This window comes from Kribbella sp. VKM Ac-2571 (assembly GCF_004362255.1).
In the GTDB taxonomy this organism is placed as follows: domain Bacteria; phylum Actinomycetota; class Actinomycetes; order Propionibacteriales; family Kribbellaceae; genus Kribbella; species Kribbella pratensis.
In genome coordinates this window covers 59237-82929 of sequence record NZ_SNWS01000022.1, presented here as the reverse complement: position 1 = coordinate 82929, position 23693 = coordinate 59237, and the positions used below count along the sequence as shown (strand labels likewise).

At 68.2% G+C, this 23693-nt stretch carries 29 protein-coding genes and 1 other RNA gene; 19 read left to right on the top strand and 11 right to left on the bottom strand.

Going from position 1 to position 23693, the window contains the following annotated elements:
• Positions 1-101: 101 nt before the first annotated feature.
• Positions 102-983 carry a helix-turn-helix transcriptional regulator gene (locus tag EV651_RS36155; protein ID WP_133789779.1) on the top strand — a complete coding sequence of 294 codons (882 nt, stop codon included), beginning with the start codon at positions 102-104 and terminating at the stop codon, positions 981-983.
• Positions 984-1114: 131 nt separating this feature from the next.
• Here EV651_RS36155 and EV651_RS42060 read toward each other — a convergent pair whose 3' ends face one another.
• From EV651_RS42060 to EV651_RS36145, 3 genes are all read right to left on the bottom strand, one after another.
• Complete coding sequence (locus EV651_RS42060; RefSeq protein WP_202870667.1) at positions 1115-1288, bottom strand: hypothetical protein; 174 nt, start codon at positions 1286-1288, stop codon at positions 1115-1117.
• Complete coding sequence (locus EV651_RS36150) at positions 1252-2061, bottom strand: right-handed parallel beta-helix repeat-containing protein (protein WP_202870666.1); 810 nt, start codon at positions 2059-2061, stop codon at positions 1252-1254. Before EV651_RS36150 ends, EV651_RS42060 begins: the two co-directional genes overlap by 37 nt.
• Positions 2062-2179: 118 nt before the next feature.
• Positions 2180-3088: a LysR family transcriptional regulator gene (locus EV651_RS36145; RefSeq protein WP_133789777.1), complete on the bottom strand. Its 909-nt coding sequence runs from the start codon at positions 3086-3088 to the stop codon at positions 2180-2182.
• A 73-nt stretch (positions 3089-3161) separates the two neighbouring features.
• Here EV651_RS36145 and EV651_RS36140 point away from each other — a divergent pair, with 73 nt between their 5' ends.
• Positions 3162-4061 (top strand): EamA family transporter, encoded by a 900-nt coding sequence (locus EV651_RS36140; protein ID WP_133789775.1) that lies wholly within the window; start codon positions 3162-3164, stop codon positions 4059-4061.
• On the opposite strand, the gene EV651_RS36135 is transcribed toward EV651_RS36140, so the two are convergent.
• Positions 4045-4677 carry a flavin reductase family protein gene (locus EV651_RS36135; RefSeq protein ID WP_133789773.1) on the bottom strand — a complete coding sequence of 211 codons (633 nt, stop codon included), beginning with the start codon at positions 4675-4677 and terminating at the stop codon, positions 4045-4047. The two genes, EV651_RS36140 and EV651_RS36135, sit on opposite strands and share 17 nt — an antisense overlap.
• Positions 4678-4710: 33 nt before the next feature.
• Here EV651_RS36135 and EV651_RS36130 point away from each other — a divergent pair, with 33 nt between their 5' ends.
• Both EV651_RS36130 and EV651_RS36125 read left to right on the top strand, forming a co-directional pair.
• Positions 4711-5754, top strand: a complete 1044-nt coding sequence (locus tag EV651_RS36130; protein ID WP_202870665.1) for a serpin family protein — start codon at positions 4711-4713, stop codon at positions 5752-5754.
• Positions 5755-5867: 113 nt separating this feature from the next.
• The gene (locus EV651_RS36125) at positions 5868-7013 is read left to right on the top strand and encodes a serpin family protein (RefSeq protein ID WP_133789771.1); all 1146 of its coding nucleotides are present in this window, start codon (positions 5868-5870) and stop codon (positions 7011-7013) included.
• Here the strand turns inward: EV651_RS36125 and EV651_RS36120 are convergent.
• Entirely contained in the window at positions 6994-7536 is a 543-nt protein-coding gene (locus EV651_RS36120; RefSeq protein WP_133789769.1) for a TetR/AcrR family transcriptional regulator, read from the bottom strand. The two genes, EV651_RS36125 and EV651_RS36120, sit on opposite strands and share 20 nt — an antisense overlap.
• Positions 7537-7612: 76 nt before the next feature.
• Positions 7613-8026 carry an SRPBCC family protein gene (locus tag EV651_RS36115; RefSeq protein ID WP_133789767.1) on the bottom strand — a complete coding sequence of 138 codons (414 nt, stop codon included), beginning with the start codon at positions 8024-8026 and terminating at the stop codon, positions 7613-7615.
• Positions 8027-8110: 84 nt separating this feature from the next.
• Between EV651_RS36115 and EV651_RS36110 the strand changes: the two genes are divergently transcribed.
• The 5 genes from EV651_RS36110 (at position 8111) to EV651_RS36090 (ending at position 12341) form a co-directional block, all read left to right on the top strand.
• Entirely contained in the window at positions 8111-8305 is a 195-nt protein-coding gene (locus EV651_RS36110) for a hypothetical protein (protein ID WP_133789765.1), read from the top strand.
• A gap of 1 nt (position 8306) precedes the next feature.
• Entirely contained in the window at positions 8307-8984 is a 678-nt protein-coding gene (locus tag EV651_RS36105) for a PhzF family phenazine biosynthesis protein (RefSeq protein ID WP_133789763.1), read from the top strand.
• 73 nt (positions 8985-9057) lie between these two features.
• Positions 9058-9900, top strand: coding sequence for a nitrilase-related carbon-nitrogen hydrolase (locus tag EV651_RS36100; RefSeq protein ID WP_202870664.1), 843 nt, complete (start codon positions 9058-9060; stop codon positions 9898-9900).
• Positions 9901-9930: 30 nt separating this feature from the next.
• A complete protein-coding gene (gene hydA / locus EV651_RS36095) occupies positions 9931-11337 on the top strand; it encodes a dihydropyrimidinase (RefSeq protein WP_133789760.1) in 1407 nt (468 codons plus the stop codon).
• 11 nt (positions 11338-11348) lie between these two features.
• Entirely contained in the window at positions 11349-12341 is a 993-nt protein-coding gene (locus tag EV651_RS36090) for a TIGR03842 family LLM class F420-dependent oxidoreductase (protein ID WP_133789758.1), read from the top strand.
• Here the strand turns inward: EV651_RS36090 and EV651_RS36085 are convergent.
• Positions 12338-12745, bottom strand: coding sequence for a cytidine deaminase (locus EV651_RS36085; protein ID WP_133789756.1), 408 nt, complete (start codon positions 12743-12745; stop codon positions 12338-12340). The two genes, EV651_RS36090 and EV651_RS36085, sit on opposite strands and share 4 nt — an antisense overlap.
• A gap of 196 nt (positions 12746-12941) precedes the next feature.
• Between EV651_RS36085 and EV651_RS36080 the strand changes: the two genes are divergently transcribed.
• Positions 12942-13145, top strand: coding sequence for a cold-shock protein (locus EV651_RS36080; RefSeq protein ID WP_133789754.1), 204 nt, complete (start codon positions 12942-12944; stop codon positions 13143-13145).
• 54 nt (positions 13146-13199) lie between these two features.
• Here the strand turns inward: EV651_RS36080 and EV651_RS36075 are convergent, their stop codons facing one another.
• Positions 13200-14468, bottom strand: coding sequence for an ABC transporter substrate-binding protein (locus EV651_RS36075; protein WP_133789752.1), 1269 nt, complete (start codon positions 14466-14468; stop codon positions 13200-13202).
• Between the two features lie 149 nt (positions 14469-14617).
• Positions 14618-15667, bottom strand: a complete 1050-nt coding sequence (locus EV651_RS36070; RefSeq protein WP_238157421.1) for a carbohydrate kinase family protein — start codon at positions 15665-15667, stop codon at positions 14618-14620.
• Positions 15668-15774: 107 nt separating this feature from the next.
• Between EV651_RS36070 and EV651_RS36065 the strand changes: the two genes are divergently transcribed.
• The 8 genes from EV651_RS36065 to ssrA all read left to right on the top strand — a co-directional run bounded on the left by EV651_RS36065 (position 15775) and on the right by ssrA (position 21274).
• Positions 15775-16179 carry a hypothetical protein gene (locus EV651_RS36065; RefSeq protein ID WP_238157420.1) on the top strand — a complete coding sequence of 135 codons (405 nt, stop codon included), beginning with the start codon at positions 15775-15777 and terminating at the stop codon, positions 16177-16179.
• On the top strand, positions 16172-16339 hold the full coding sequence (locus EV651_RS41665; protein WP_166658903.1) for a hypothetical protein: 168 nt from the start codon (positions 16172-16174) through the stop codon (positions 16337-16339). Before EV651_RS36065 ends, EV651_RS41665 begins: the two co-directional genes overlap by 8 nt.
• A gap of 175 nt (positions 16340-16514) precedes the next feature.
• Positions 16515-17204, top strand: a complete 690-nt coding sequence (gene ftsE / locus EV651_RS36060) for a cell division ATP-binding protein FtsE (protein ID WP_133789748.1) — start codon at positions 16515-16517, stop codon at positions 17202-17204.
• A 19-nt stretch (positions 17205-17223) separates the two neighbouring features.
• Positions 17224-18135 (top strand): permease-like cell division protein FtsX, encoded by a 912-nt coding sequence (ftsX, locus tag EV651_RS36055; RefSeq protein WP_133789746.1) that lies wholly within the window; start codon positions 17224-17226, stop codon positions 18133-18135.
• An 84-nt stretch (positions 18136-18219) separates the two neighbouring features.
• Positions 18220-19665, top strand: coding sequence for a M23 family metallopeptidase (locus EV651_RS36050; RefSeq protein WP_133789744.1), 1446 nt, complete (start codon positions 18220-18222; stop codon positions 19663-19665).
• Between the two features lie 21 nt (positions 19666-19686).
• Positions 19687-20160 (top strand): SsrA-binding protein SmpB, encoded by a 474-nt coding sequence (gene smpB / locus EV651_RS36045; protein ID WP_130382146.1) that lies wholly within the window; start codon positions 19687-19689, stop codon positions 20158-20160.
• Between the two features lie 81 nt (positions 20161-20241).
• Positions 20242-20802 carry a DUF1707 and DUF4870 domain-containing protein gene (locus tag EV651_RS36040; RefSeq protein WP_133789743.1) on the top strand — a complete coding sequence of 187 codons (561 nt, stop codon included), beginning with the start codon at positions 20242-20244 and terminating at the stop codon, positions 20800-20802.
• Between the two features lie 94 nt (positions 20803-20896).
• Positions 20897-21274, top strand: a transfer-messenger RNA (tmRNA) gene (gene ssrA / locus EV651_RS36035).
• Positions 21275-21352: 78 nt separating this feature from the next.
• On the opposite strand, the gene EV651_RS36030 is transcribed toward ssrA, so the two are convergent.
• Positions 21353-22072 (bottom strand): anti-sigma factor, encoded by a 720-nt coding sequence (locus EV651_RS36030; protein ID WP_133789742.1) that lies wholly within the window; start codon positions 22070-22072, stop codon positions 21353-21355.
• Positions 22059-22637 (bottom strand): RNA polymerase sigma factor, encoded by a 579-nt coding sequence (locus tag EV651_RS36025; protein ID WP_238157419.1) that lies wholly within the window; start codon positions 22635-22637, stop codon positions 22059-22061. Before EV651_RS36025 ends, EV651_RS36030 begins: the two co-directional genes overlap by 14 nt.
• Before the next feature lie 161 nt (positions 22638-22798).
• Between EV651_RS36025 and EV651_RS36020 the strand changes: the two genes are divergently transcribed.
• Positions 22799-23662: a MerR family transcriptional regulator gene (locus EV651_RS36020; RefSeq protein ID WP_133789740.1), complete on the top strand. Its 864-nt coding sequence runs from the start codon at positions 22799-22801 to the stop codon at positions 23660-23662.
• Positions 23663-23693: the final 31 nt, after the last annotated feature.

Below are 23693 nucleotides of genomic sequence, written 5' to 3'. Positions count from 1 at the left end.
GGCTCCAGCGTGCGCGCGCTCAGAGCCTGGTGGTGAGAGCCTGCTTATCCTATTACTCACAGCACCTGGCACCCGGTTGCGCCTGTGTCCATGATGGAACCATGACCACTGTCCCAGCAGCCACCGACAGAACCGTTGCAGCGCAGCGGCGGGAGCTGGGGGTGTTCCTGCGCAGCCGGCGGGAGCGCATCCGGCCCGACGAGGTCGGGTTCGCCCCGGGCGGCCGCCGCCGTACGCCGGGACTGCGGCGCGAGGAGGTCGCGCTGCTCGCGGGAGTCGGCGTCACCTGGTACACGTGGCTCGAGCAAGGCCGCGACATCAACGTGTCCGCCCAGGTCCTGGACGCGATCGCGACGGCGCTGCGGTTCGACCGGCAGGAGCGCAACCACCTGTACCGGCTGGCCGGGCTCCGGCTCGGCCCGTCGCCGGGCGCGTGTACGGCGCTGCCCTCGTCGGTACAGAAGACGCTCGACGCGGTCTCGCCGTACCCGGCTCTGGTGCTGAACACGCGGTACGACATCCTCGCGTTCAACGACGCGTACTGCAAAGTGGTCCTCGACCTCAACGAAGTGCCGGTCGAGGAGCGGAACCTGCTCTGGCTGAATTTCGTGTCCGACGGCTGGATGTGCAGCTTCGTCGATGCGGAGATGACCAAGCACCACATGGTCGCGGCGTTCCGCGCAGCGTCCGCGGAGCACGTCGGCGAAGCGCTCTGGCAGGACCTGATCCAGGGCCTGCTCAACAGCTCGCCGTACTTCGCGGAGCTCTGGGAGCGGTACGACGTGGCGGCGCCGAGCACGCGGACGAAGATGCTGGAGATCGACGGGTACGGCATCCTCCGGATCGAGCCGGTCAACCTGTGGCTGTCGCAACTCGGGCCGACCCGGGCGACCGTCTACACCGCGCTCGACGACGAGACCGAGGACAAGCTCCGGCAGATCGTCGCCGCCCCGGCCAAACAGCCCGCCTCTCAGCCCGGCTGACCGGCGGCCCGGCTGACGGGACGGGCGGCTGATGGGGCGGCCCGGCTGACGGGGCGGGCCAGCCGGACCTAGGGGGTGTCTGCTGGTTCCCCCTGGGCCCCGGCCGCCGGGCAGGGCGGCCGGGGAGTTCGTCAGGTGACCGGGATCCCTGGGTTGGTCAGCGCCTTCCCGCCGGTCATCGTGTTGCTGCGGTCGATGGTGACCTTGCAGCTGGAGGCGTTGTAGTTGGTGATGTTGAACGCGTACCGTCCGCTCCCGGTCGCGCCGGTCAGGTCGGACGTGTGCCGCGGAAGACCGTCCCGCACCCCCAGCCGGACTGCTGGGTGTGCGTCTCGTACCCGTTGTTCGTCGTGTTCTTGCCGGTGTTGTTCTCGATCACATAGTTGTTGCCCTTGACATCGATCCAGCTGTCGTCGTAGTTCGCGCCGGTGAGGCCGCGGCCGTCGAACCTGTTGCCGGACACGAGTCCGCCGGTCGTGCCCTCCTTGAGGTCGACCGCCTCACCGCCGACGTCCGGGCCGATCGTGTTGCCGAGGATCTGCACGTGGTCGGACTTGTCCGAGGTGCCGCCCGCGCTGCCGACGTACACGCCCTCGCCCATCCCGCGACCGTCGTTGCCGGTGTCGTAGATGCGCGAGTTCTTGATCACGCCGTACGTGCTGCTGTTGCGGAAGTGCACGCCTTCCATGTCCAGTCCGTGCACGGTGACGCCGTCGATCGTGACGTGGGCGGCGCCGTCGATCATGATGCCCTTCTGGCCGCCGGTCACCGTGATGCCCTTGACGTTCCAGTACGACGCGCCGTCGAGATGCAGGCCGTAACCGCCGCCGGCCTGCAGTACGGCGTTCGGCGATCCGGTGAGCGTGATCGGCGCCGAGGACGTGCCGTCGACCGTGGTCTTGAAGTTGCCGGTGTAGGTGCCGTCGGCAAGCTTGATCGTGTCACCGGGCTTGGCAGCGGTCAGCGCAGCTTTGAGCTCGGCCGACGTGCTGACGTCGGCAACGGCCTGCGCCTGAGCTTGTGTCGGCAGCAGGGTCGAGGCGGCCAGCAGTACGCCGGCCAAGACAGAACGGATCATGAACTTCCTCCGAGGGGGCGTCGGGGAGGATGATTAGGAAGGTTTCCTAATAGTTCAGGTGAACGTAGCGGCAAGCGCGGAACGCTGTCAATCGGTCGCGCAAGGTGATCAATAGTGATCAAGCCGTGTCGCGCTCCGGCCAGGCTGCTTTGAGGGTCGCGAGCGTGACGGTGATCGCCGGACGGCGGGACGTGGTCGTGCGCCAAACGGCGTACAGGCGGCGGCTCGGGGCGGGTTGCAGCGGTACGACGACCACGCCGTCGGGGACCGGGCCGCGGCCGAGCCGGGGGAGCAGACCGATGCCGAGGCCGCGGGCGAGCATCGCCAACTGGGTCTGGTACTCCGCGACGGAGTACGCGACCTCCGGCTCGACACCCGCGCGGCGCATCGTCCGGATCAGCCACTCGTGGCAGATCGACCCGACCGGTTGGCAGATCCACCGCTCGCCGACGAGGTCCTCGGCGCGGACGAACTCCTTGCCTGCCAGGCGATGCGTCGCCGGCACCAGTACGTCGGCGGGATCACTACCGAGCTTCACCCGCGACAATCCTTCGGGCAGACCGAGCGGGGTGTTGTGCCAGTCGTGGACGATCGCGATGTCGATCTCGCCGCGGTTGACGGCGGCCACGGCCTCGAACGGGTCGGTCTCGAGTACCCGGACATCCAGTTGCTCGTGCTCGTCGACCAATCGCGCGAGAGCGGGCGGCAACAGGCCGCGCGTCGCGGTCGGGAACGCGGCGATGCTGAGCGTCCCGATGGCCTGACCGCGTTGCTCTTCCAGCGTGAGCTCGGCGTCCTCGACCAGCTCGAGAATCCGCGCGGCCGTCGATGCCAACTGCTGCGCCGCATCGGTCAGGACGATCCCGCGCCCCTGCCGCTCGATCAGCGTCGTCCTGGTCTCCCGCTCCAGCTTCGCCAGCTGCTGCGACACCGCGGACGGTGTGTAGCCGAGCACCTCGGCCGCCCGATTGACCGAGCCGTACTGCGCCACCGCGTGCAGTGCCTTGAGGCGCCCGAGATCGATCATGAAGTGCTCCTACATCGTAGGCGGTAGCAATCGGTGCTGGTCCTTAAGTGTACTCCGGCCGACACTGGACCGTATGAAGCCTCGTGACCTGCTCCTCGCCCTCGCCGTTGTCGTTGTCTGGGGCCTCAATTTCGTCGTGATCGAGGTCGGTCTCGAAGGCATGCCGCCGCTCCTGCTGTCTGCGCTCCGGTTCTTCTTCGCGGCCGTCCCCGCGATCTTCCTGCTCGGCAAACCACGCGTCGCCTGGCGGTACGTCGTGGGTGTCGGACTCGCCCTCGGCGTCGCGAAGTTCGGGTTGCTGTTCATCGCGATGGACCACGGCGTACCGGCCGGCCTGTCGTCGCTCGTGCTGCAGAGTCAGGTGATCTTCACGGTCCTGTTCGCGATCGCCGTACTGCGGGAGCGGCCGCGGCCCGCGCAGATCCTCGGCATCGTCATCGCCTGCGTCGGGATCCTGCTGATCGTCGTCGACCGCAAGCTGTCGGCGCCGCTGGCAGCGCTGGTACTGGTGATCGTCGCGGCCGGGTTCTGGGGTGTGGCCAACACGATCACCCGGTACGCGAAGCCGCCGGACACCTTGCGCTTCATGGTCTGGGTCAGCGCCGTCGCCGTCGTACCGCTGCTGGTCCTCTCCCTCCTCACCGAGGGGCCGAAGGCCGACGTCGACGCGATCCGCGCGATCGACCTGACCGGCATCGGCGCGATCGCGTACCTCGCCTTCGGGGCGACCCTGTTCGGATTCGGCATCTGGGGCTACCTGCTCCGGCAGTACGACGCCAGCACCGTCGCACCGTTCTCGCTGCTCGTACCGGTCGTCGGCATGTCCGCCGCGTGGGTCCTGCGCGGTGAGGCGGTCGGCCCGCAGCAGGCGATCGCGGCGGCGCTGGTGATCGGCGGCATGGCCTGCACGATCATCAGGCGCCGGGCCCCGCGGACGACGGAGCCCGGCGTGCTGGTCAAGTCAGCTGCTTGAGCGGTGGCATCTGCCACCCGCGTGCCAGTGATGAGGGGTACGCCGGAGCGCCGCCCGCGAAGTACTCGGTGAACTTCATGATCAGCGGATCCCAGCGCAGCGGGTCGATGTAGCGGTCGTTGCTCATCAGCAGGTCCTTGCGAACCCGGACCCGCTCGACCTTCATCTCCAACGAGCACAGGTGCGAGTCCGGCCCGCCGATCTCGTTGATCGCCTCGATCCGGCCTTCGAGGTTGATCGGGCTCTCCTGGACGGAATCCAGGCCGGACAGTTCACTCGGCTCGCGGGTCAGGCCGCCGGCGGCGAACTTGTCCGGCACGTACCGGTACCCACGGGCCCGTTTCGACTCCGACATCTCCTCCGACCCGGTCAGCAGCGCGATCCGGTCGAGCGCGGCGACCATGTCCGGATCGACCAGGTTCAGCACGATCTCCGGCCGCTCGACGAGATTCTTCACGGTCTGGGCGCTCGTCCCCATCCCCAGCATCGCGGTGTGTCCCAGCCACCAGGCGGACGACATCGGGGCGAGGTTCGTGGTGCCATCGGGGTTGCGGGAGCTGATCAGGACTACGGGTGTACCGAAGTACAGGACCTTGGGCTCGACTGTGCGCTTCATACGAAGGGAACGGTGATGCGACAGGATGTGTGAGTGGATGCATCTCAAGTCGGTCGCCTGACCGCTCGATGGATCGCCGAACTGCCCGGTGAGGACAGCACCGTCATCTCCGGACTCGGCGTACAGCCGTTGCTCGCGATGCTGGCCGAGGTCGCGGACGAGCCGGCGCACACCGAGCTGGCCGAGGCCGCGGGCGGACGGTACGGCGGTCTGCTGCAGGCTCCCGAGCTACGGATGGCGCTGGGGCTGTGGACGCGACCGGAGATCGAGCTGCAGCCCGGCGTGGACCGGTTCCTCCCGCCGGAGGTGCGGGGGACGTTGACCGATCGCGCCGCACTCGACGCGTGGGTGGTCGAGCAGACGGACGGGTTGCTGCAGCGAATGCCGGTCCAGCTCACGCCTGACGTGTTGCTGGTGCTCGCGTCGGCGTTGGTGCTGAAGACGGAGTGGGCGTTGCCGTTCGACGAGTACCCGCGGAACGATCGGCAGTGGTTGAGCCGGGCGGATACAGACCTCGACAGCTTGCGGGTGTACGACAGCGCGGCGGGTCCGCTGACCGTGGTGACAGTGCGCGGCACCGGCGAGTTCGACGCACGGCTCGTGGTCGGTGACGGTGGGCGTGCGTCCGTGCTGTCCGCTGCGTTGGAGCTCAACGGGGACGGGGTGAGCGGCTCCGAGGTGCTTGCCGCGGAGCGGTCGGCGCCTGGTGTCGAGGTGATCGAGTCCGTGCAGCCGACCGTCGTACTGTCGATGCCGTACTTCGAGATCGAGGCGGAGCACGATCTGCTGCAGCATCCTGAGGTGTTCGGGCTGGCGTCGGCGTCGGACGCGAGCAGTGGGCACTTCCCGGGGCTGAGCCTGCAGCCGTTGGCGATCGGCCAGGCGCGACAGGCCGTGATGGCGCGGTTCTCGGCGACCGGGTTCGAGGCGGCCGCGGTCACCGCGATGGCCATGGCCGCGGGCGCGGCGTTGGGCGCGAAGGCGCTGTACGTGAACCTCGAGCGACCGTTCGGCTTCATCGCCGTCCACCGATCGACCGGCGTGCCCGTTGTCGCGGGCTGGGTGAACTACTCGTAGGGGCGGACGTCCAGGCCATCACAATCCGCGGCTTGCCGTCGGCTGCACGGTCAGCGGGCGGTGTCGGGGGCGATTGTGATGGCCTGGGCGTCCGTGCGTGGCAGGCTGGGGATATGGATGCCGACGTGGTGCGCGCAGTCAATGACCTCACCACCCGCTGGGCACGGACTCTGCCTGCGGAGAACACCGTCGTGGCCGGTCTCGGTCTCTGGCCGCTGCTGGCGATCCTCGCGACCGGTGCCGACGAGCCCGGCCGCGCCGAACTCGCCGCGGCCGCCGGCGTGGACCCGTCGACCGGGACCACCGACGCGATCCGCCTGATCGAGACGATCGAAGCCTCCGCCGACCTGAACGCCGCGCTCGGCGTGTGGGTCAGCGAGCAACTCAAGCTCGCCGAATCGTTCGACACCGTGATGCCCGCGCCGCTGGTCGGCCTGCTGACCGGCAACCCGGCCGTCGACAAGGCGAAACTCGACGCCTGGGCCGCCGAGCACACCGACGACCTGATCCGCGAACTGCCGGTCGACCTCGACGGCGACATGATGCTCGTCCTCGCCTCGGCGCTGCTGCTCCGCACCACCTGGGTCCGCCCGTTCACCGAACAGATCCGCCGGGTCGCCGCCGGTCCGTGGGCCGGTTCGTGGCACTGGCTCGACCGCACGGACTCCGACCTGGATTCGGTACGGCGGTACGACGACCTGACCGTGGTCACGGTGCGCGGCGACGCGGATGTCGACGTACTGCTGGGGATCGGCGACGGTGACGACGTGCTCCCGCGGCTGCTGGACGCTGCGTCTCGGCCCACGGACGGCGTACCTGGAAGTCAGCTCATCTCTGAGGACGATCCCGGGCCGGGATTGCGGATCGGGCGGACCACCGCGTCGCGGCCGGAGGTGAAGGTGTCGTTGCCGTCGTTCAGCATCGAGGTCGAGCACGATCTGTTGGCGTCTCGGGAGCTGTTCGGGCTGACCGCGGTCACGTCGGATCCAGGCGCACACGGGCATTTCAGCGCGCTCAGCCCGACGCCGCTCCAGGTCGGGCAGGCGAAGCAGAAGGTGCTCGCGCGGTTCTTCGCGACCGGGTTCGAGGCTGCTGCGGTGACCGCTGTCGCGATGACGCGGGCCGCGATGGTCACCCGGCAGGAGCGTCGACTGGAGCTCACGTTGGACAGGCCGTTCGCGTTCACCGCCGTACTGCGGGACTCGCGGCTGCCGATCGTGGCGGGCCGGGTCGAGAGGCCTACTGAACCGGAAGCGTGAACAGCCGGTTGAGCAGCGCGGACGCCTCGTCGACGCCAGCGCGATCGCCGGTCAGCAACAGGTCGAACAGCAGGCCGCGCGAGGCGGCCAGACCGAGCCGCGCGTACGCCGGGGCCTCGGCCGGCGGGATGCCCGCGCGTACGCAGAGCTCGATCAACGGCGGCAGCCAGACGTTGATCAGGTCGGCCTTGAGGGACTCGGTGTGCGGCAGGTCCTGCATCGCGTGCGCGCTGAGCTCGAAGAACAGCGGACCGTAGACGAGCGCGGCCTCGGTGACGCGGCGCCAGAACTCCTCGGCCTGCTCCGCTACCGGAAGATCCTTCAGCGTTGCGAGCAGATCCCTCTGCTGTTGCTCGACAGTGCGGACCACCTCGGCGAGCAGGCCCTCGCGGGAACCGAAGTGGTAGATCAGCATCCGGTGACTGGTGCCGATCGAGGTCGCGATACTGCGCAGGCTCGCGTCCCCGATCCCGTTCCTCGCGAAATGCTCAACCGCCTCACCCAGCAGGCTTGCTCGACTCAACCACGTCCTCGCTTCGCTCCGGGCGCGGCTGAGCCGCGGACGCGCTGTCTTCTTGGAGTGAACTCGCTTCGCTCCTTCACTCGCAGACTTCCTTAAGCTTGGCGGTCTCGGTGGCGATGTAGTTCCGGGTGAGCTTCGCGTACAGCCGGCCGAAGAGCCAGCCGAGCGGGCCCTCCTGGACGATCGTCGCGGTCGCGACGGTGCCTTCCGGCGTGCTGATGACGCGGTGGCCGCCGGTCGTCTTGATCCCGGGGGCCTTCGAGACCCATTCGAAGTACTCGCCCTCCTTGAGCTCGGTCACCTCCCAGACGGCGACCGGGAGCTTGGGCTGGCGGATCCGGGTGCGGGACCCGACGTGGATCCGGCCCGCGTCCAGCCGCTCGACGGAATCGACGGTCGGGGTCCAGTCGGGCCACCGCTCGACGTCGCTGAAAACCTCCCAGACCCGGTCGGCCGGTGCCTGGATCGTGGTGGAGTGATCGAAGCGCATGTACCAAATGGTACATCAGGTCTGTGTGAGACTTCGGCGGGCGGTCTGCCGGGCGCGCGGTGGCGGCAGGTAGGGTCTTGGGCCATGGCTGACCAGAACGTCCCGCAGAACGTGGAGAACGAGCAGGACCCGGGCGCGAACACGCAGATGTTCCGCGCCTTCGTCAACGAGGGCAAGGCCGAGGCCACCACCGAACCGAAGGTCAACGGCCGGGTCCTGGCGATCGTCGGCGGCGCGGTGCTGCTGATCGCGATCATCGCCGCGATCGTCGTTCTCTGAGTTGACCGACCTCAGGGTCGAGGTCTCACACGTCTTCACCGACCCGGACGGCCGGTTCGGCAACCCACTGGGCATCGTCGACGGCCGCGTCGTCGCCGAGAGCGACCGGCAGCGCGTGGCCGCCGAACTCGGCTACAGCGAGACCGTGTACGTCGACGACGCCGCCACCGGCACGCTCCGTATCTACTCCGCCACCGGCGAGATGGCCTTCGCCGGCCACCCCACCGTCGGCGCCGCCGCCTGGCTCCACACGCACGGCCACCCGGTCGACACCCTGCACGTCCCCGCCGGCCCGATCCCCGTCACCCGCTCCGGCGACCTCTTCGCCGTCCGAGCCGACACGACCTGGGGCAGCCCCTGGGACTGGCGCCAACTCTCCTCACCCGAGGAGGTCCTGGCCGCCGACCCGTCGTCGTACACAGCCGGCCACACCTTCCTCTGGTCCTGGCAGAACGAACCCGCCGGCACCATCCGAGCCCGAGCCTTCGCCCCCGCCATGAACGTCCCCGAAGACGAAGCCACCGGCTCCGCGGTAACCCAACTAACCGCCCAACTCGCCCGAAACCTCCTGGTCATCCAAGGCAAGGGCTCCCACCTCCAAACCTCCTGGCACCCACCCACCCACGCCACCGTAGGCGGCCGCGTCCTCCCAGCCGAACCACGCACCTTCACGTTCTGACCGCGATCTCCGGTATCCGTTGACGGGTGGGCTGGGGCGGATGGAGCATGGGACCTCTACTTGGGGAGGTCTTGTGGCGGAGGTTGTGCGGGCTGCGCTTGTTCAGACGTCGTGGACGGGTGACAAGGAGTCCATGATCAAGGCGCACGAGGACTATGCGCGGCAGGCGGCCGCTGCGGGTGCGAAGGTGATCTGTTTCCAGGAGCTGTTCTACGGGCCGTACTTCTGCCAGAAGCAGGACGCCGAGTACTACGAGTACGCCGAATCCGTGCCGGGCCCGACCATCGAGCGGTTCGCCGCGCTGGCGCAGGAGCTCGGGATGGTGATGGTGCTCCCGGTGTACGAGCAGGAGCAGCCGGGCGTGCTGTACAACACAGCGGCGGTCATCGATGCCGACGGCACCTATCTTGGCAAGTACCGGAAGAACCACATCCCGCAGGTGAAGGGCTTCTGGGAGAAGTTCTACTTCCGGCCGGGCAACCTCGGGTACCCGATCTTCGACACCGCGGTCGGCCGGATCGGCGTCTACATCTGCTACGACCGGCACTTTCCCGAGGGCTGGCGGGCGCTCGGCCTGGCCGGCGCGAAGATCGTCTTCAACCCGTCGGCGACCAGCCGCGGACTGTCGGCGTACCTGTGGAAACTCGAGCAGCCGGCCTCCGCGGTCGCCAACGAGTACTTCATCGGCGCGATCAACCGGGTCGGCATCGAGTCCGAGTTCGGCGACAACGACTTCTACGGTACGTCGTACTTCGTCGACCCGGAGGGGAAGTTCGTCGGCGACGTCGGGCACGACCACGATCCGGAGCTGATCGTCCGCGATCTGGATCTCGGCCTGCTGGACACGGTCCGGGACCGCTGGCAGTTCTACCGCGACCGCCGGCCCGACGCGTACGGAGACCTGACGAAACCGTAAATGCCGACCGCTCAAAGGGGAGTGGCGTAGATGTCTTTGCTCGTCAAGGGTGGAACCGTCGTCGGACCGACCGGGACCCGGGTCGCGGACGTGCTGATCGAGGGCGAGAAGATCGTCGCGGTCCTCGATCCGTCGTTCAGCCCGACGATCACGGTCGACGAGGTCCTCGATGCTGGAGGCAAGTACGTGATCCCGGGCGGGATCGACGCGCACACGCACATGGAGCTGCCGTTCGGCGGTACCGCGGCCAGCGACACGTTCGACACCGGCACGCAGGCGGCGGCGTACGGCGGGACCACGACGATCATCGACTTCGCGGTCCAACCTACCGGCGAGGTCGTGCAGGACGGGCTCGCCGCGTGGCATGCGAAGGCCGAGGGCGAGTGCCACGTCGACTACGCGTTCCACATGATCCTCGGCGGTGTCGACGCCGACGCGCTGAAGGCGATGGACCAGCTGGTCGCCGACGAGGGCATCACGAGTTTCAAGCTGTTCATGGCCTACCCGGGCGTCTTCTACTCAGATGACGGGCAGATCCTCCGCGCGATGCAGACCGCGCGCGAGAACGGCGCGATGATCATGATGCACGCCGAGAACGGCATCGCGATCGACGTCCTCGTGCAGCAGGCGATCGCCAAGGGCCAGACCGACCCGATCTACCACGGCATCACCCGCCCGGCGGCGCTCGAGGCGGAGGCGACGAACCGCGCGATCGCGCTCGCCGAGGTCGCGCAGGACTGCCCGCTGTACATCGTCCACCTGTCCGCGAGCCAGGCGCTCGAGAAGGTCGCCGAGGCGCGGCACGCGGGCCGCAACGTGTTCGCCGAGACCTGCCCGCAGTACCTGTACCTGACGCTCGAGGACCAGCTCGGCGCTCCCGGGTTCGAGGGCGCGAAATGGGTCTGCTCGACGCCGCTGCGCAGCAAGCACGAGCCGCACCAGCGGGATCTGTGGAAGGGCCTGCGGAACAACGAGCTCGCGATCGTGTCGACCGACCACTGCCCGTTCTGCATGAAGGACCAGAAGGAACTCGGGCTCGGCGACTTCTCCAAGATCCCGAACGGGATCGGCGGCGTCGAGCACCGCGTCGACCTGGTGTTCCAGGGCGTGGTGGACGGGAAGCTGTCGCTGGAGCGCTGGGTGGAGACGATCGCGACCACGCCGGCCCGGATGTTCGGGCTGTATCCGCAGAAGGGGATCGTGCAGCCGGGATCGGACGCCGACCTGGTGCTCTACGACCCGAACGGTACGACGCGGATCGGCGTCGAGACGCACCACATGAACATGGACCACTCGGCGTACGAAGGGGTCGAGATCAAGGGCCGGGTGGGCACCGTGGTGTCCCGCGGCGAGGTGATCGTGGCTGACGGCAACTACCATGGCCGGAAGGGCCGGGGCAAGTTCCTCAAGCGCGGCCTGTCGTCGTACTTGATGTAAGGGGGAGAACCGTGGACTTCGGTGTGGTGTTTCAGTGTGATCCGCCCGCGTCCACGGTCGTGGAGCTGGCCCGGAAGGCGGAGGACGCCGGGTTCTCGTACGTGTGGACGTTCGACTCGCACCTGCTCTGGCAGGAGCCGTTCGTCATCTACAGCCAGATCCTGGCCACCACGCAGCGGGTGATCGTCGGGCCGATGGTGACGAACCCGGGGACGCGGGACTGGACCGTGATCGCGTCCCAGTTCGCCACGTTGAACGAGATGTTCGGCAATCGCACGATCTGCGGGATCGGGCGCGGCGACTCGGCGCTGCGGACGCTCGGCGCGAAGCCGGGGACGATCGACGAGATGAAGCAGTGCGTCGAAGTGGTGCGATCCCTCGCACGCGGAGAGACCGTCGAGTACCGCGGCCAGCAGCTGAAGTTCGCGTGGGTCGACAACGGCGCGCTCGACGTGTGGGTCGCGGCGTACGGCCCGCGCGCGCTCAAGGCGACCGGCGAGGTCGGCGACGGGTACATCCTGCAGCTGGCCGATCCGGACATCGCGGAGTGGATGATCACCGCGGTACGGCGGTCCGCGGAGGAGGCAGGCCGCGATCCGATGGCGATCAAGTTCTGCGTCGCGGCACCGGCGTACGTCGGGGACGACCTGGATCACCAACGCGAACAGACCCGCTGGTTCGGGGGGATGGTCGGGAACCACGTCGCGGACATCGTCGCGCGGTACGGGACGTCAGGCGCCGTGCCGCAGGCGCTGACCGACTACATCGAGGGGCGCAAGGGGTACGACTACGCCAAGCACGGGCGCGCCGGGAACACGCATACCGACTTCGTGCCGGACGAGGTCGTCGACCGGTTCTGCATCCTCGGCCCGGTCGAGAACCACCTCGCACGGCTCGCCGAGCTGAAGGAACTCGGCGTCGACCAGTTCGCCCTCTACCTCCAGCACGACGCCAAGGAGCAAACTTTGGCGTCGTACGGCAAGGACATCATCCCAGCTTTTTAAGGGGTCCAGTGGTAGGCGCCGGGTAGGAGGTCGGTGGCCAGGGCCGAGGCCGGGCCGTCGGCGGTCGGCAGGATGACGCGGATCGTGGGGTGGTAGTCGACGAGGACCTGGCGGTCGCGGCCGCACGGCGCGACGACGCCACGGCCTTCGTTGCCTACGGCCACGATGGCGGTGAGCTCGCGGGCCCCGTCGGCGCGGGCGCGGCCGAGGGCGACCAGTTCGGCGCAGGGGCCGCCGGTGAAGTGGTACAGGTTGATACCGGCGTACATCCGGCCGTCGGCACCGCGGACCGCGGCGCCCATCGTGTGGACGCCGTCGGGTCCGTCGGTGTTCGCGTCGACCGTCCGACGGGCCAGTTCGATCAGCTCGCGGTCGGCGTCGGTCAGCGGTTGCACGGGGAACATGCGGTCCACCCTGCCACGACCGACGCGGCGATCGGGAATGAACCGTGCGGTCTCGTGGTTGAATGGGGTAGGTCAAGTTTTAGTAGCTGTGGTTTATCCCGATCTTTCCTCGCGAGAGATGGTCTGCCGCCGGTGCGACAACGGCCGGGCCCACCGCGTCCGCGGTGTGCCCCCATCTCCACGAAGGAGCATCAACATGGCACAGGGAACTGTGAAATGGTTCAACGCCGACAAGGGTTTCGGCTTCATCACGGTCGACGGCGGCGGTGCGGACGTGTTCGTCCACTTCTCCGCCATCCAGACCGACGGCTTCCGTAGCCTCGAGGAGAACCAGCGCGTCGAGTTCGACATCGCCCAGGGCCCGAAGGGTCAGCAGGCGGAGTACGTCAAGGTCGTCTGATCCGGCGCAGCCGCGGCCCCGCACCGAACGGTGTGGGGCCGCGGCCTCGTTGTGTCAGCCGGTGATGCGCTTGAGTTCGGCCTCGGTGACCGACTTGACGGTCTTGATCTCCGCGGCCGGGTCGGCGCCGCTGCGGATGATCTTGTTCAGCGCGTCGGAGTACGCCGAGCTGGCCTTCGGCGACCAGAGCATCGGGTTCTGCGGGCGGCCGTTCTCGTTCAGCAGCTTCACCGCGTCCGCGGCCGGGCCGGACTTCAGCTTCTCCGCCTTCTCCGACAGGCTCTTGCGGGCGGGTACGTGGAAGCCGTACGACTGCGCGAAGTCGAGCTGGTCGTCGGTCTGATCCACCCAGAGCCACTTGGCGAACTTCTTCGCGGCGTCGAGGTTCTTCGACTTGGCGTTCACGCAGGCGCCGTACGCCCCGACCGGGACACTCGGCGCGCCGGTGGTGGCGTTCAGCTTCGGCCAGGGGAGTACGCCGTAGTCGCCGGGAAGCGCCTTCTCGATCACCGGGAGCGTCCACAGGCCGGTGAACTGCATCGCGGTCAGGCCCTGCGTGAACGCGGCCGGGTCGGACCAGTCGGTCGGTGCCCCGAGCAACAACACCTTCGACGTCCAGAACTCCCGCAGCTTGCGCAGCGACTCGAACGCGGCCGGGTCGTCGAAGCCGAACTGGTTGTCCGCGGTCAGGTAGTCGACACCGGCCGACCAGAGCGCCGGCCCGCCGAGCACGCCGACGCCGCCGTCGTTGCCGACGAACAGACCCTTGGTCTTGTTGTTGGTGAGCTTCTTCGCGGCGGCGAGCAGTTCGTCGACGGTCTGCGGCGGCTGTACGCCGGCCGCGCTCAGCAGACTCTTGCGGTACACGAGCAGTTGCATGTCGATCACCTGCGGGATCGCGTACAGCTTGCCCTGGTAGGACATCCGATCAAGCAGCGCAGCGTTGAAGTCGCTCTTCGCATCGCCCAGCAGATCGGTCAGCTCGACGACCTGGTTGCCCTTGACCATGTCGATCGTCGGCCCGTTCGGGTACTCGAACACGTCCGGGCCCTGGTCGGTGAGCAGCGCCGTCGCGGCCTTCTTCTCGTAGTCACCCGGTGACCACTGGATCGTCACGGTCGCATCCGGGTACGCCTTCGCGTACTTCTCCACCGCCTGCTGCGTGCCCGCCTCGCCGTACTGGTGGTACCACTGCTGCAGCGCCGGCTTCGACCCGTTCGACCCACCGGACGACGGCCGCCCGGAGTTCGACCCGCATCCCGCCACGGCCATCGCAGCCAGTCCGGTCCCGAGCCCGAGTACCTGCCGCCGACTGATCGTCATCGCCTGCACCTCTCCGTCCAGCGCGGTCCGACAGCCCGCGCACCACCCCAGACCCTACGACCCGGTGGAGCCCAGTACGCCGACATTTCCAGCCGCCGAGAACGAGCGGCGGCGTACTGCTCGTCCTGGTTGCGGTGGCGGTCGGCGTGTCAGGCGTCGGACAGGCGTGCGATCGTGGCTGAGGCCCGGCGGACGATCGGGACGGGACCTGCCGGGAGGACGTCGCCGATGAAGGCGTAGTGCTGGAGTATCGCGGGGTCGACGTCGCCCGGGCGGTGGCGGCTGTGGTCGCGCACCCAGTCGATGATGTCGCCCCAGCCGGGCGCGGCGAGGGACCCGCCGAAGTGCTGGACCGAGAGGCCGGCGCACAGGTTGCTGAACGCCAGGCGGTGGGCGAGCGGCCAGCCGCGGAGCGTGCCGAGTACGAGCGAGGCGAGGAACACGTCGCCGGCACCGGTCGGGTCGTACGAACGGACCGGCAGCGCCGGCACCTGCTCCTCCTCGCCGGTCGCCGAGTCGATCGCCAGTACGCCGTCCGCGCCGTTCGTCACCACCGCGAGCGGTACGCGGTCGGCCAGCTTGTGCAGCGCGGCCTTCGGGGTGTCGGTGCGGGTGTAGGCCATCGCCTCACCCGCGTTCGGCGTGAACGCGTGGAACCCTTCGAGTACGTCGAGCACCGCCGGCGACCACTCGTCGGTCGGATCCCAGCCGACGTCGCCGAACAACAGCGCCCCGGACTGCCGCGCCTCGACCGTCCAGCCCGGCAGCTCCTCCGCCACCGGAACGATCGCGGACCGCGTCTTCAGCCCCGGCCCCACCAGCTTGCTCGGATCGCCCGGCGCCTCGTGCGCGTGCGTGACCATCGCCCGGTCCCGGTCGATCGACATCGATACCGTGACCGGCGAGTGCCAGTGGCCGATCCGCCGCGAGTGCGACAGGTCCACACCCTCCTGGTCGGCGAGGGTCCGCCAGCAGAAGTCGGCGTACGCGTCGTCACCGAAGACCGACGCGAGTCCGGTCTGCAGTCCGAGCCGCGCGGCCGCGATCGCGAAGTTCGCGACACCGCCCGGGCACGACCCCATGCCCTCGGCGAAGATCTCCGTACCGGTGGTCGGGGCGGAGACCAGACCGGTCATGACGATGTCGAGGAACACCGTCCCCTGCACGAACACGTCGTAGCGGTCCTGCTCGTCCGTCACGGTGACCTGACTCCTTGTCATCCTGGTTTGTCGGTGGCTACTGGAATGCTCCTTCGTAGCATCATCGGCCGGTCAAGACCACGGAATTGGGAGGACACGATGAGAGCGTGTCTGGGCGCTGGGGTGTGTTCGTGATCCCTACCTGGATCTCGATCGTCGGGGTGGTGATGACGGTCCTGAGTCCGCTGCTCGCGCTCGGCGGCGTGTTCCTGGGGGCGTACCTGACGCGGAAGTCCGACCGTGAGCTCGACACCTGGCGGCACCGTGAGGAGACCATGCGGATGGTCCGGTGGGCCGTGGAGCAGATTCTCGAGGGTGAGGACGCCGGGACGGACGCCGGTGTGGTGACGCTGCGTTCACTGATGAGGTCGGAGCTGTTACAACCCGAGGACTACGACCTGGTCGCCGCGCTGACCGCCGCCGTAGCGATCGACCGCATCGGCGCGTCCGCGTACGCTGATATCGCGGACACCGACATCGAGGTCGTCGAGGGAGACAGTGAGCATGGCTGAGAAGAAGACCGTAAAGGTCTCGCGCCAGGCTGTCGAGCTGGCCAGGTTGCACGTCGAGGCTGCTCGCCGCGCCGGCCGCAAACCCGACGCCGGCGTCGCCCGCATCGCCGGCGCCCGCCCCGACAACGGCAACGGCACCGCGTCACCGGCTCCCGCCTGACATACGGCTGTTTCAAACGCACCGGGTATCGGACGCGGGTGTACGGACCGGCACGTCTGGTCGGCGGCACGCCGTGGAGCGCCTAGACTGATCGCCGGCCGCTCCGGTGGCGTACGGTGCACTTCGTGGTTACCGTCGCGTCGCTCCCTGTTCCCGACCACGGCCGGATGAACCCGTGATCCGCTTCGAGAATGTGTCCAAGACGTACGAGGGCCAGTCCAAGGCCGCTCTGCTGAACGTCAACGTCGAGATCGAGAAGGGCGAGTTCGTCTTCCTGGTCGGAACCTCCGGGTCCGGCAAGTCGACGTTCCTCCGTCTGGTCCTGCGTGAGCACCGGACGACCAAAGGTCACATCATGGTCGCCGGCAAGGATCTGAACCGGCTGGCCAGCTGGCGGATCCCGCAGATGCGGCGCCAGATCGGCACCGTGTTCCAGGACTTCCGGCTGCTGCCGAACAAGACCGTCGCCGAGAACGTGGCGTTCGCGCTGCAGGTGATCGGCAAGCCCCGCGCGCACATCCGCAAGACGGTGCCCGAGGTGCTCGAGCTGGTCGGTCTGGACGGCAAGGAGGACCGGATGCCGGACGAGCTGTCCGGCGGCGAGCAGCAGCGGGTCGCCATCGCTCGCGCGTTCGTGAACCGGCCGATGATCCTGATCGCCGACGAGCCCACCGGAAACCTCGACCCCGGTACGTCGGTCGGCATCATGAAGCTGCTGGACCGGATCAACCGGACCGGGACGACCGTGGTGATGGCCACCCACGACGTCTCGATCGTCGACCAGATGCGCAAGCGCGTGATCGAGCTGGAGAACGGCCATGTCGTCCGCGACGAGTCGCGCGGCGTCTACGGCTACCAGCACTGACCAGGGGACTGACTGACTGATGCGCTTGAACTACATCCTCTCCGACCTCGGCATCGGCCTGAAGCGGAACCTCTCGATGACGATCGCGGTCGTCGTCACCATCTGGGTCTCGCTGTCGCTGTTCGGCAGCGCGCTGCTCGCCCGCGAGCAGGTCGACCTGATGAAGGGGAACTGGTACGACAAGATCCAGATCTCGGTGTTCCTGTGCACCAAGGACTCCGGCGGCCGCGGCTGTTCCGGCGCCGAGGTGACCCAGGAGCAGAAGAACCGGATCCAGCAGGTCATCCAGACGAACCCGGACACCGCGCCCGATGGCGTGTTCTCGGAGTCGAAGAAGGAAGCGTTCGAGTCGTTCAAGAAGCTGTACAAGGACTCGCCGATCGTCAGCACGGTCACCGAGGATCAGATGCAGGAGTCCTTCCGGGTCAAACTGCGAGATCCACAGCGATATCAGAACCTGGTCAGCGCCGTCGCCGGTCTCCCCGGCGTCGACACCGTCCAGGACCTCCGCCAGTACCTCGATCCGCTGTTCAAGGCCCTCAACGGGCTGCAGGTCGGCGCGCTGATCTCGGCCGGTTTGCTGCTGGTCGCGGCCCTGATGCAGATCTCCAACACGATCCGGCTGGCGGCCTACGCCCGGAGACGGGAGATAGGCATCATGCGCCTGGTGGGCGCCTCGAACTTCTATATCCAGCTGCCGTTCCTGCTCGAAGCGGTGCTGGCGGCGCTGATCGGCGCGGTCTTTGCGTGCGGCACCTTGTGGGTCGGCGTGTACTTCGTGGTCATGCAGCGGGCCCAGGAGACGTTCCGCGTCTGGCAGTGGGTCGGCGCGACCGAAACCTTCCGCGCCACGCTGATCATGGTCGTGGTCGGCCTGATCCTCGCCGTGATCCCGACATTCCTGACAACGCGGAAATACCTCAAAGTCTGACCCGGGTGACCTATCGTGCAGTAACAGGAGTAACAGCAGTCACTCCCGTATCGCACAATTTCATCCAGAGCAAGGGGTCGACCTGTGGTCCCGCACTTCCCCGGTGCGAACCCGCGCGAGCGGGGGAGCATCAAGCGAGACGACAGCACCGGCACCTCCACCGCGCCGTACCAGCGATCACGCAAGCGACCGCCGGGCCGGCAGACGGCGGTTGCCGCTTGCTGCCTTGTCCTGTCCCTGTCCGCCGGCGTCCTGGCCGCGGTTCCGTCCGCTCCTTCCGCGGAGGCGAAACCGCCGGATCCAGCCGCCAAGAAGAAGCAACTCGACGCGCAGCTCGGTCAGCAGAAGGCTGATCTCGACGACGCGTCCGACCAGCTCGGCAAGTCCGTTGCCGCGTACAACCAAGCCGTCGTGAAGTACCAGGCCGTCCAGGTCCGGTACGCCGCCGCGCAGGGGCAGCTCGCCGCCGCGAAGGCCGCCGATGCGGTTGCCGCGGGCAAGCTCGCCGCGGCCGAGGCGGCGTTGCGTACGGCGGTGTCCGACGTCGAGGCCGGCGAGAAGCTGATCGCGGAGAAGCGGGCTGTCGCGGGTCGCGCCGTACGGTCGGCGTACCAGCAGCAGAACGGCCTGGTGGGCCTGTCGATCGCGCTGCGGGGTGCCGCGCCGGCCGATATCGCGACCGGGATGCAGGTCCAGCGGAACGTGTTCGGCATCCAGAGCAACGCGATCACCAACCTGAACAACGCGCAGGCGCAGCTCGCCAGCAAGCGGGTCAAGGTCGCGGCCGCGGAGAAGGAGTCCGAGGGCGCTCGCGCCGAGGCCGCCGCAACGGTCCAGCGGGTCACGGAGCTGACCAAGCAGGTCGCGGCCGACCGGGCCGAGGCCGCGGCGATCGCGAAGGTCAAGCTGACCGCGTTCAAGGCCGCCGAGAAGGAGAAGAACGCCGAGCTGGCGCAGTACAACTCGCTGCTGCGTGAGCGGAACCGGGTCGAACAGCTTCTCATCGCGCGGGCGAAGGCCGAGAAGGCGGCGGCCGCGCGCCGGAAGGCGGCAGCCGAGAAGGCGGAGCGGGCGAAGGCGCGCAAGGAGCACCGGAAACCGCGCAACATTCCGGACGATCCGCCGTCGTCCGGCGGCGGGCGGCTGGCCTACCCGGTCAGCAGCTACATCACGTCGCCGTACGGAATGCGTTTTCACCCGGTGCTGCACTACTGGAAGCTGCACGACGGGACCGACTTCCGCGCTCCGTGCGGTACGCCGATCCGCGCCGCAGCCGACGGGGTGGTGTCGGACAAGTACTACAACGGTGGCTACGGAAACCGGCTGTTCGTTTCACACGGTGTGATCGGCGGATCGTCGATCACGACCGTCTACAACCACCTGTCGCGGTACAAAGCCGGCGTCGGTGAACGCGTCCGGAGGGGCGAGATCATCGGGTACGCCGGGACCACGGGCTACTCCACCGGCTGCCACCTGCACTTCATGGTCTACCAGGACGGCCGCGTGGTTAATCCGATGAAGTGGTTGTAGACGGTCTGAGATACTGGCTGGATGGTGAAACAGTCCGGCCGGGAGAAGCCGATCGCGCAGAACCGTAAGGCGCGACACGACTACCACATCGAGGACGTGGTGGAGGCCGGGCTGGTGCTGACGGGGACCGAGGTGAAGTCGCTGCGGCAGGGCCGGGCCTCCCTCGTCGACGCGTTCGCCGCCGTCCGCGGGAACGAGCTCTGGCTGCAGGGCATGCACATCCCGGAGTACAAGCACGGCACGTGGACGAACCACGAGCCCCGCCGTACGCGGAAGCTGCTGCTGCACAAGGACGAAGTACAGAAACTGATCCGCGAGGTCGAGCAGCAAGGAGTGTCGCTGATCCCGCTGTCGCTGTACTTCAAGGACGGCTACGCGAAGGTCGAGCTCGCCACCGGCCGCGGCAAGAAGGACTACGACAAACGCCACGCCCTCGCCGAGCGCCAGGCCAACCGCGAAGCCCAACGCGCCCTCTCGGACCGCAGACGCCAGTAGCCGGTCCTTCCGGGTCCGGTCAGGGGTGCATCCGGGGCGAACCCGATGGGGTGCGCGGCCGGTGGCGCGCACAGTGGAAGCATGTCCACTTCAGAGCTGCTGGTGACGACGGCGCAGCGGGACCGGGCCGTCGAGATCCTCAAGGAAATGTACGCCGACGGGCGCCTCGACCACATGGAGTTCGACCTCCGTCTGGACAAGGCCCTGAAGGCACGGACCCGGGCCGAGCTGAACAGCTCGTTCGACGGGCTGGTGTCCCGCCCGGTCCCGACGTTCGCCCCGGCCGCCTTCACCCGGCCGGCGCCGCTGCAGACCTACCGCGGCGACGGGCGCGGGATGGGCACGATCGCGCACTGGCTCGGGTACCCGACGTCGTTCGTCGGCCCGGCGCTGGTCGTCGCGACGGCCGGCCAGAAGAACCCCGCCGTACGCCGGCACGCCGTCGAGGCGCTGAACTTCCAGCTGACCGCGTTCGGCGCGTTCGCGCTGCTGGGGATCGCGACCGGCTTCACCCACGGGTTCCTGTCGTTCCTGTTCCCGGTGCTCGGGATCCTCTGGTTCCTGCTGACCGGCATCGGCGGCCTGGCCACCGCGGCGGGCGGCAAGTTCCGGTATCCGTTCACCCTGCGGCTGATCAAGTAGGTCCCCCGGGGGGAATGTGAGGTGCGAGCGGCTTGTTGGACTTGATAGTGTGGAGCTTCCACCGCGGTACGGGTGGGAGTTTGACAACTCAACAGGGGGTGAACGGTTTCGACTTTGGACGTACGTTCCAAGGGAAGCGGGCCGAGGATCCAGGGTTATCTCGTAAACGATCTCTGGAAACCAATAACTGCCGATTCCAAGCGCAGTAGCTTCGCTCTCGCCGCCTGACGGCCTGAGCACCTAAAGAAGCGGTCAGCCCGGGGATGCTCTCGCCCCGGTTCCTGGCCTCATCTAGAGAGCTTGCTTTGCTAGCCCGGTCACGGGGTTAGCACGGGACATTTACAGTGACTGAGCCTGTCAGCGAGATGTCTGTACAAACGCTGGGGCTGAGAAAAGCGCCATTCAGACTGCGCCCGGAGAAGCCTTGAAGCGACGCCGAAGGACGCGGGTTCGATTCCCGCCACCTCCACCCCTGTGAAGAACGCGCAGATCAGCCCCGGCTGGCCTGCGCGTTCTGCTGTCAGCGGCCGTTCTCGGTTGTCGGCCTGACTCACCCGGGGAGCGTGCCGCGGACGATGCTGTCGTGGGAGTGCTCCGGGTTGCCGTCGTCGGGCTCCAGCGAGATGTCGACGATGCGGTACCCCTGGGCCGGCGCGCCGGCGGGGACCTGGAACGTGCCGCCGGCCCTTGGATTCAGCACCCCGAGCGACACCATGCGCCGTCCGTCGGTGTTGATGAGCCAGACCTCGTAGAAGCCCCGGCCGGTCCCGAGTCCCGAGGCGGAGACCTTCAACTCCACGCCGCCGGACGCCTGGACGAGGTCCGCGCTTCCCGCGCCGCTCTTGCCCGCCAGCGGCTCGAGCCGGATCGCCATCTGAGTGGCCGGCGCCTTCTCGTCGGTGGCCAGCAGCGTCGCACCGATGCCGATCCCCGCACCGGCGACAGCTGCCACCGTGGCCGCGGCGGCCAGGGTCCGGCTCCGGAAACCGCGCCGGCGCGGGCCGCCGGGGGGCAGTGGTACAGGCTTGGCCTGCGCGGCGGACGAGTGGTTCGCCGAGGACGTGGAGCTCACCTCCTCGGCGATGCGTGTCCAGACCTCGTCCGACGGGCGTTCCATGGACGGCAGGGAGTGCGCGAGCTCACTGATCCGCCGCAGCTCGTCGAGCTCCGCGCGGCAACGGTCGCAGGAACGCAGGTGGTCTGCGGCGGCCGGATCCGGCACGTCGTCTTCCAGGGCCCACCGAGCCAGCTGCTCCTCATCGACGTGCATCGTCACCGCTCACCTCCCGCAATCGGTCCCGCAGTTGCAGCAGGCCGCGTCTGATGTGGCTTTTCACCGTTCCGAGCGGCAGTCCCAGCTGCTCCGCGATCTGTGGGTGTGTCTGGTCCTCGTAGAAGGCGAGTCGCAGGATCGTCCGCCGCGGATCGTCGATGCGCGCCAGCTCGTCGGCGATGATCACCCGGTTGACGACCGACTCGTCCACGACCTGCGGTGCGGTCCTGCCGTCGGCGAGCCGTACGGCGGCCTCTGTCTTGCGGACCTCCCGCCGGCGGACAGCGAACCGGTCGGCGATGCAGTGCCGGGTGATTCCCGTGATCCAGGCGCCGAGGTCACCGTGGTCCGGGTCGAAGGTGCCGCGGCTCCGCCAGGCCGCGACGAACACCTGCTGGGTCACGTCCTCCGCGTCCGCGCGGCTGCCCAGGGACCGCAGCGCGAGCGTGAACACGAGACCGGACCAGTGGCGATAGGCAGCGCTCAAGCCGGCCTCCCGGCCCTCGGCGAAAGCCTTCGCGATCTCGGCCACCGGCTGATCACCGGCGTCCCTGCTGGTCACGGCTCGAACTGTAATCGAAGCCGGACCGGCCAGAACCGGCCGTACCGCCTCACTCGTCACCATCAGCTCCCTCGCGATCCACTGGTTCTTCGGCGGCGGAGCGTCGTACGGATGCGCCGGGAACGTCCGGGCCCGTCCTTGTGGAGCACTATTGTTGAATCATGGCCGACCTGTCCGGAGCGCGGACGCCGCTCCCGGCCGACGCGGTCTGGCCGGTCGGGCACGTGGCCGCCGAGCTGGGCGTGCCCACAGTGACGCTGCGCGCCTGGGAGCGCCGGTACGGCGTCGGGCCGAGGCTGCGGACAGATGGCAAGCACCGGCGGTACTCGACCGAAGACGTCGATCGCCTGCGCCGGATGATCGCGTTGATGGACGCCGGGATGTCAGCGGTCGACGCCGCGCGGCTGAGTCACGCGCAAGGTCCCGTCGCGGGCGTTGACGACCTTCTTGGCCGGCTGGAGTCCTACCGGGTCGTCGAAGTCGACGAGGCGCTGGAGCGCTTGTTCGAGGATCGTGGGACAGGGCAGGCGTGGAAAGAGGTGATCGCTCCGGTGTTCCGGGAGCTCGAGCGTCGCGCCGAGCGTCGCCCTGACTGCGCCGACCTCGAGGTGACACTGGCCGCCGCAGTGGACCGAGCCGCCCAGCAGCACGTCGCACGCCGCCGGCTCGAGCCATCCGCAGGTGCGGTCCTACTGGTGCCGCGCCCTGGCGAGACGCACACCGTGCCGCTGACCATCCTGCGTGCGGCTCTGATCGAACGTGGGCAGCCGGCGATCATGCTGGCGGCTGGTGGGAACGACCTGTCCCTGCTCGCCGCCGCTCAGCGGCTCCGGCCTGTCATCGTGGTGCTCTGGTCGATGACGCGGCATGCCGGCCAGGCGGCCCTCCGTCGTCGCTTCGAGAACAGCGGCTACACCACTGTCACAGCGGGCCCGGGGTGGCCCCGGCCGGCACGCGATCTTGACGGCCTGGACCAGGCCGTCACCTTCCTGCTCGCCGAAGCCGGCCCCGCTGCGGCGCGATGAGTGGGTGCGGTTCTAACTTCGCCGACGCGGT

Coding starts and splice junctions, on each gene's coding strand:
- EV651_RS36155 (WP_133789779.1), top strand. CDS start 102: ATGACCACTGTCCCAGCAGCCACCGACAGAACCGTTGCAGCGCAGCGG.
- EV651_RS36150 (WP_202870666.1), bottom strand. CDS start 2,061: ATGATCCGTTCTGTCTTGGCCGGCGTACTGCTGGCCGCCTCGACCCTG.
- EV651_RS36145 (WP_133789777.1), bottom strand. CDS start 3,088: ATGATCGATCTCGGGCGCCTCAAGGCACTGCACGCGGTGGCGCAGTAC.
- EV651_RS36140 (WP_133789775.1), top strand. CDS start 3,162: ATGAAGCCTCGTGACCTGCTCCTCGCCCTCGCCGTTGTCGTTGTCTGG.
- EV651_RS36135 (WP_133789773.1), bottom strand. CDS start 4,677: ATGAAGCGCACAGTCGAGCCCAAGGTCCTGTACTTCGGTACACCCGTA.
- EV651_RS36125 (WP_133789771.1), top strand. CDS start 5,868: ATGGATGCCGACGTGGTGCGCGCAGTCAATGACCTCACCACCCGCTGG.
- EV651_RS36115 (WP_133789767.1), bottom strand. CDS start 8,026: ATGCGCTTCGATCACTCCACCACGATCCAGGCACCGGCCGACCGGGTC.
- EV651_RS36110 (WP_133789765.1), top strand. CDS start 8,111: ATGGCTGACCAGAACGTCCCGCAGAACGTGGAGAACGAGCAGGACCCG.
- hydA (WP_133789760.1), top strand. CDS start 9,931: ATGTCTTTGCTCGTCAAGGGTGGAACCGTCGTCGGACCGACCGGGACC.
- EV651_RS36085 (WP_133789756.1), bottom strand. CDS start 12,745: ATGTTCCCCGTGCAACCGCTGACCGACGCCGACCGCGAGCTGATCGAA.
- EV651_RS36080 (WP_133789754.1), top strand. CDS start 12,942: ATGGCACAGGGAACTGTGAAATGGTTCAACGCCGACAAGGGTTTCGGC.
- EV651_RS36075 (WP_133789752.1), bottom strand. CDS start 14,468: ATGACGATCAGTCGGCGGCAGGTACTCGGGCTCGGGACCGGACTGGCT.
- EV651_RS41665 (WP_166658903.1), top strand. CDS start 16,172: ATGGCTGAGAAGAAGACCGTAAAGGTCTCGCGCCAGGCTGTCGAGCTG.
- ftsX (WP_133789746.1), top strand. CDS start 17,224: ATGCGCTTGAACTACATCCTCTCCGACCTCGGCATCGGCCTGAAGCGG.
- smpB (WP_130382146.1), top strand. CDS start 19,687: ATGGTGAAACAGTCCGGCCGGGAGAAGCCGATCGCGCAGAACCGTAAG.
- EV651_RS36040 (WP_133789743.1), top strand. CDS start 20,242: ATGTCCACTTCAGAGCTGCTGGTGACGACGGCGCAGCGGGACCGGGCC.
- EV651_RS36030 (WP_133789742.1), bottom strand. CDS start 22,072: ATGCACGTCGATGAGGAGCAGCTGGCTCGGTGGGCCCTGGAAGACGAC.
- EV651_RS36020 (WP_133789740.1), top strand. CDS start 22,799: ATGGCCGACCTGTCCGGAGCGCGGACGCCGCTCCCGGCCGACGCGGTC.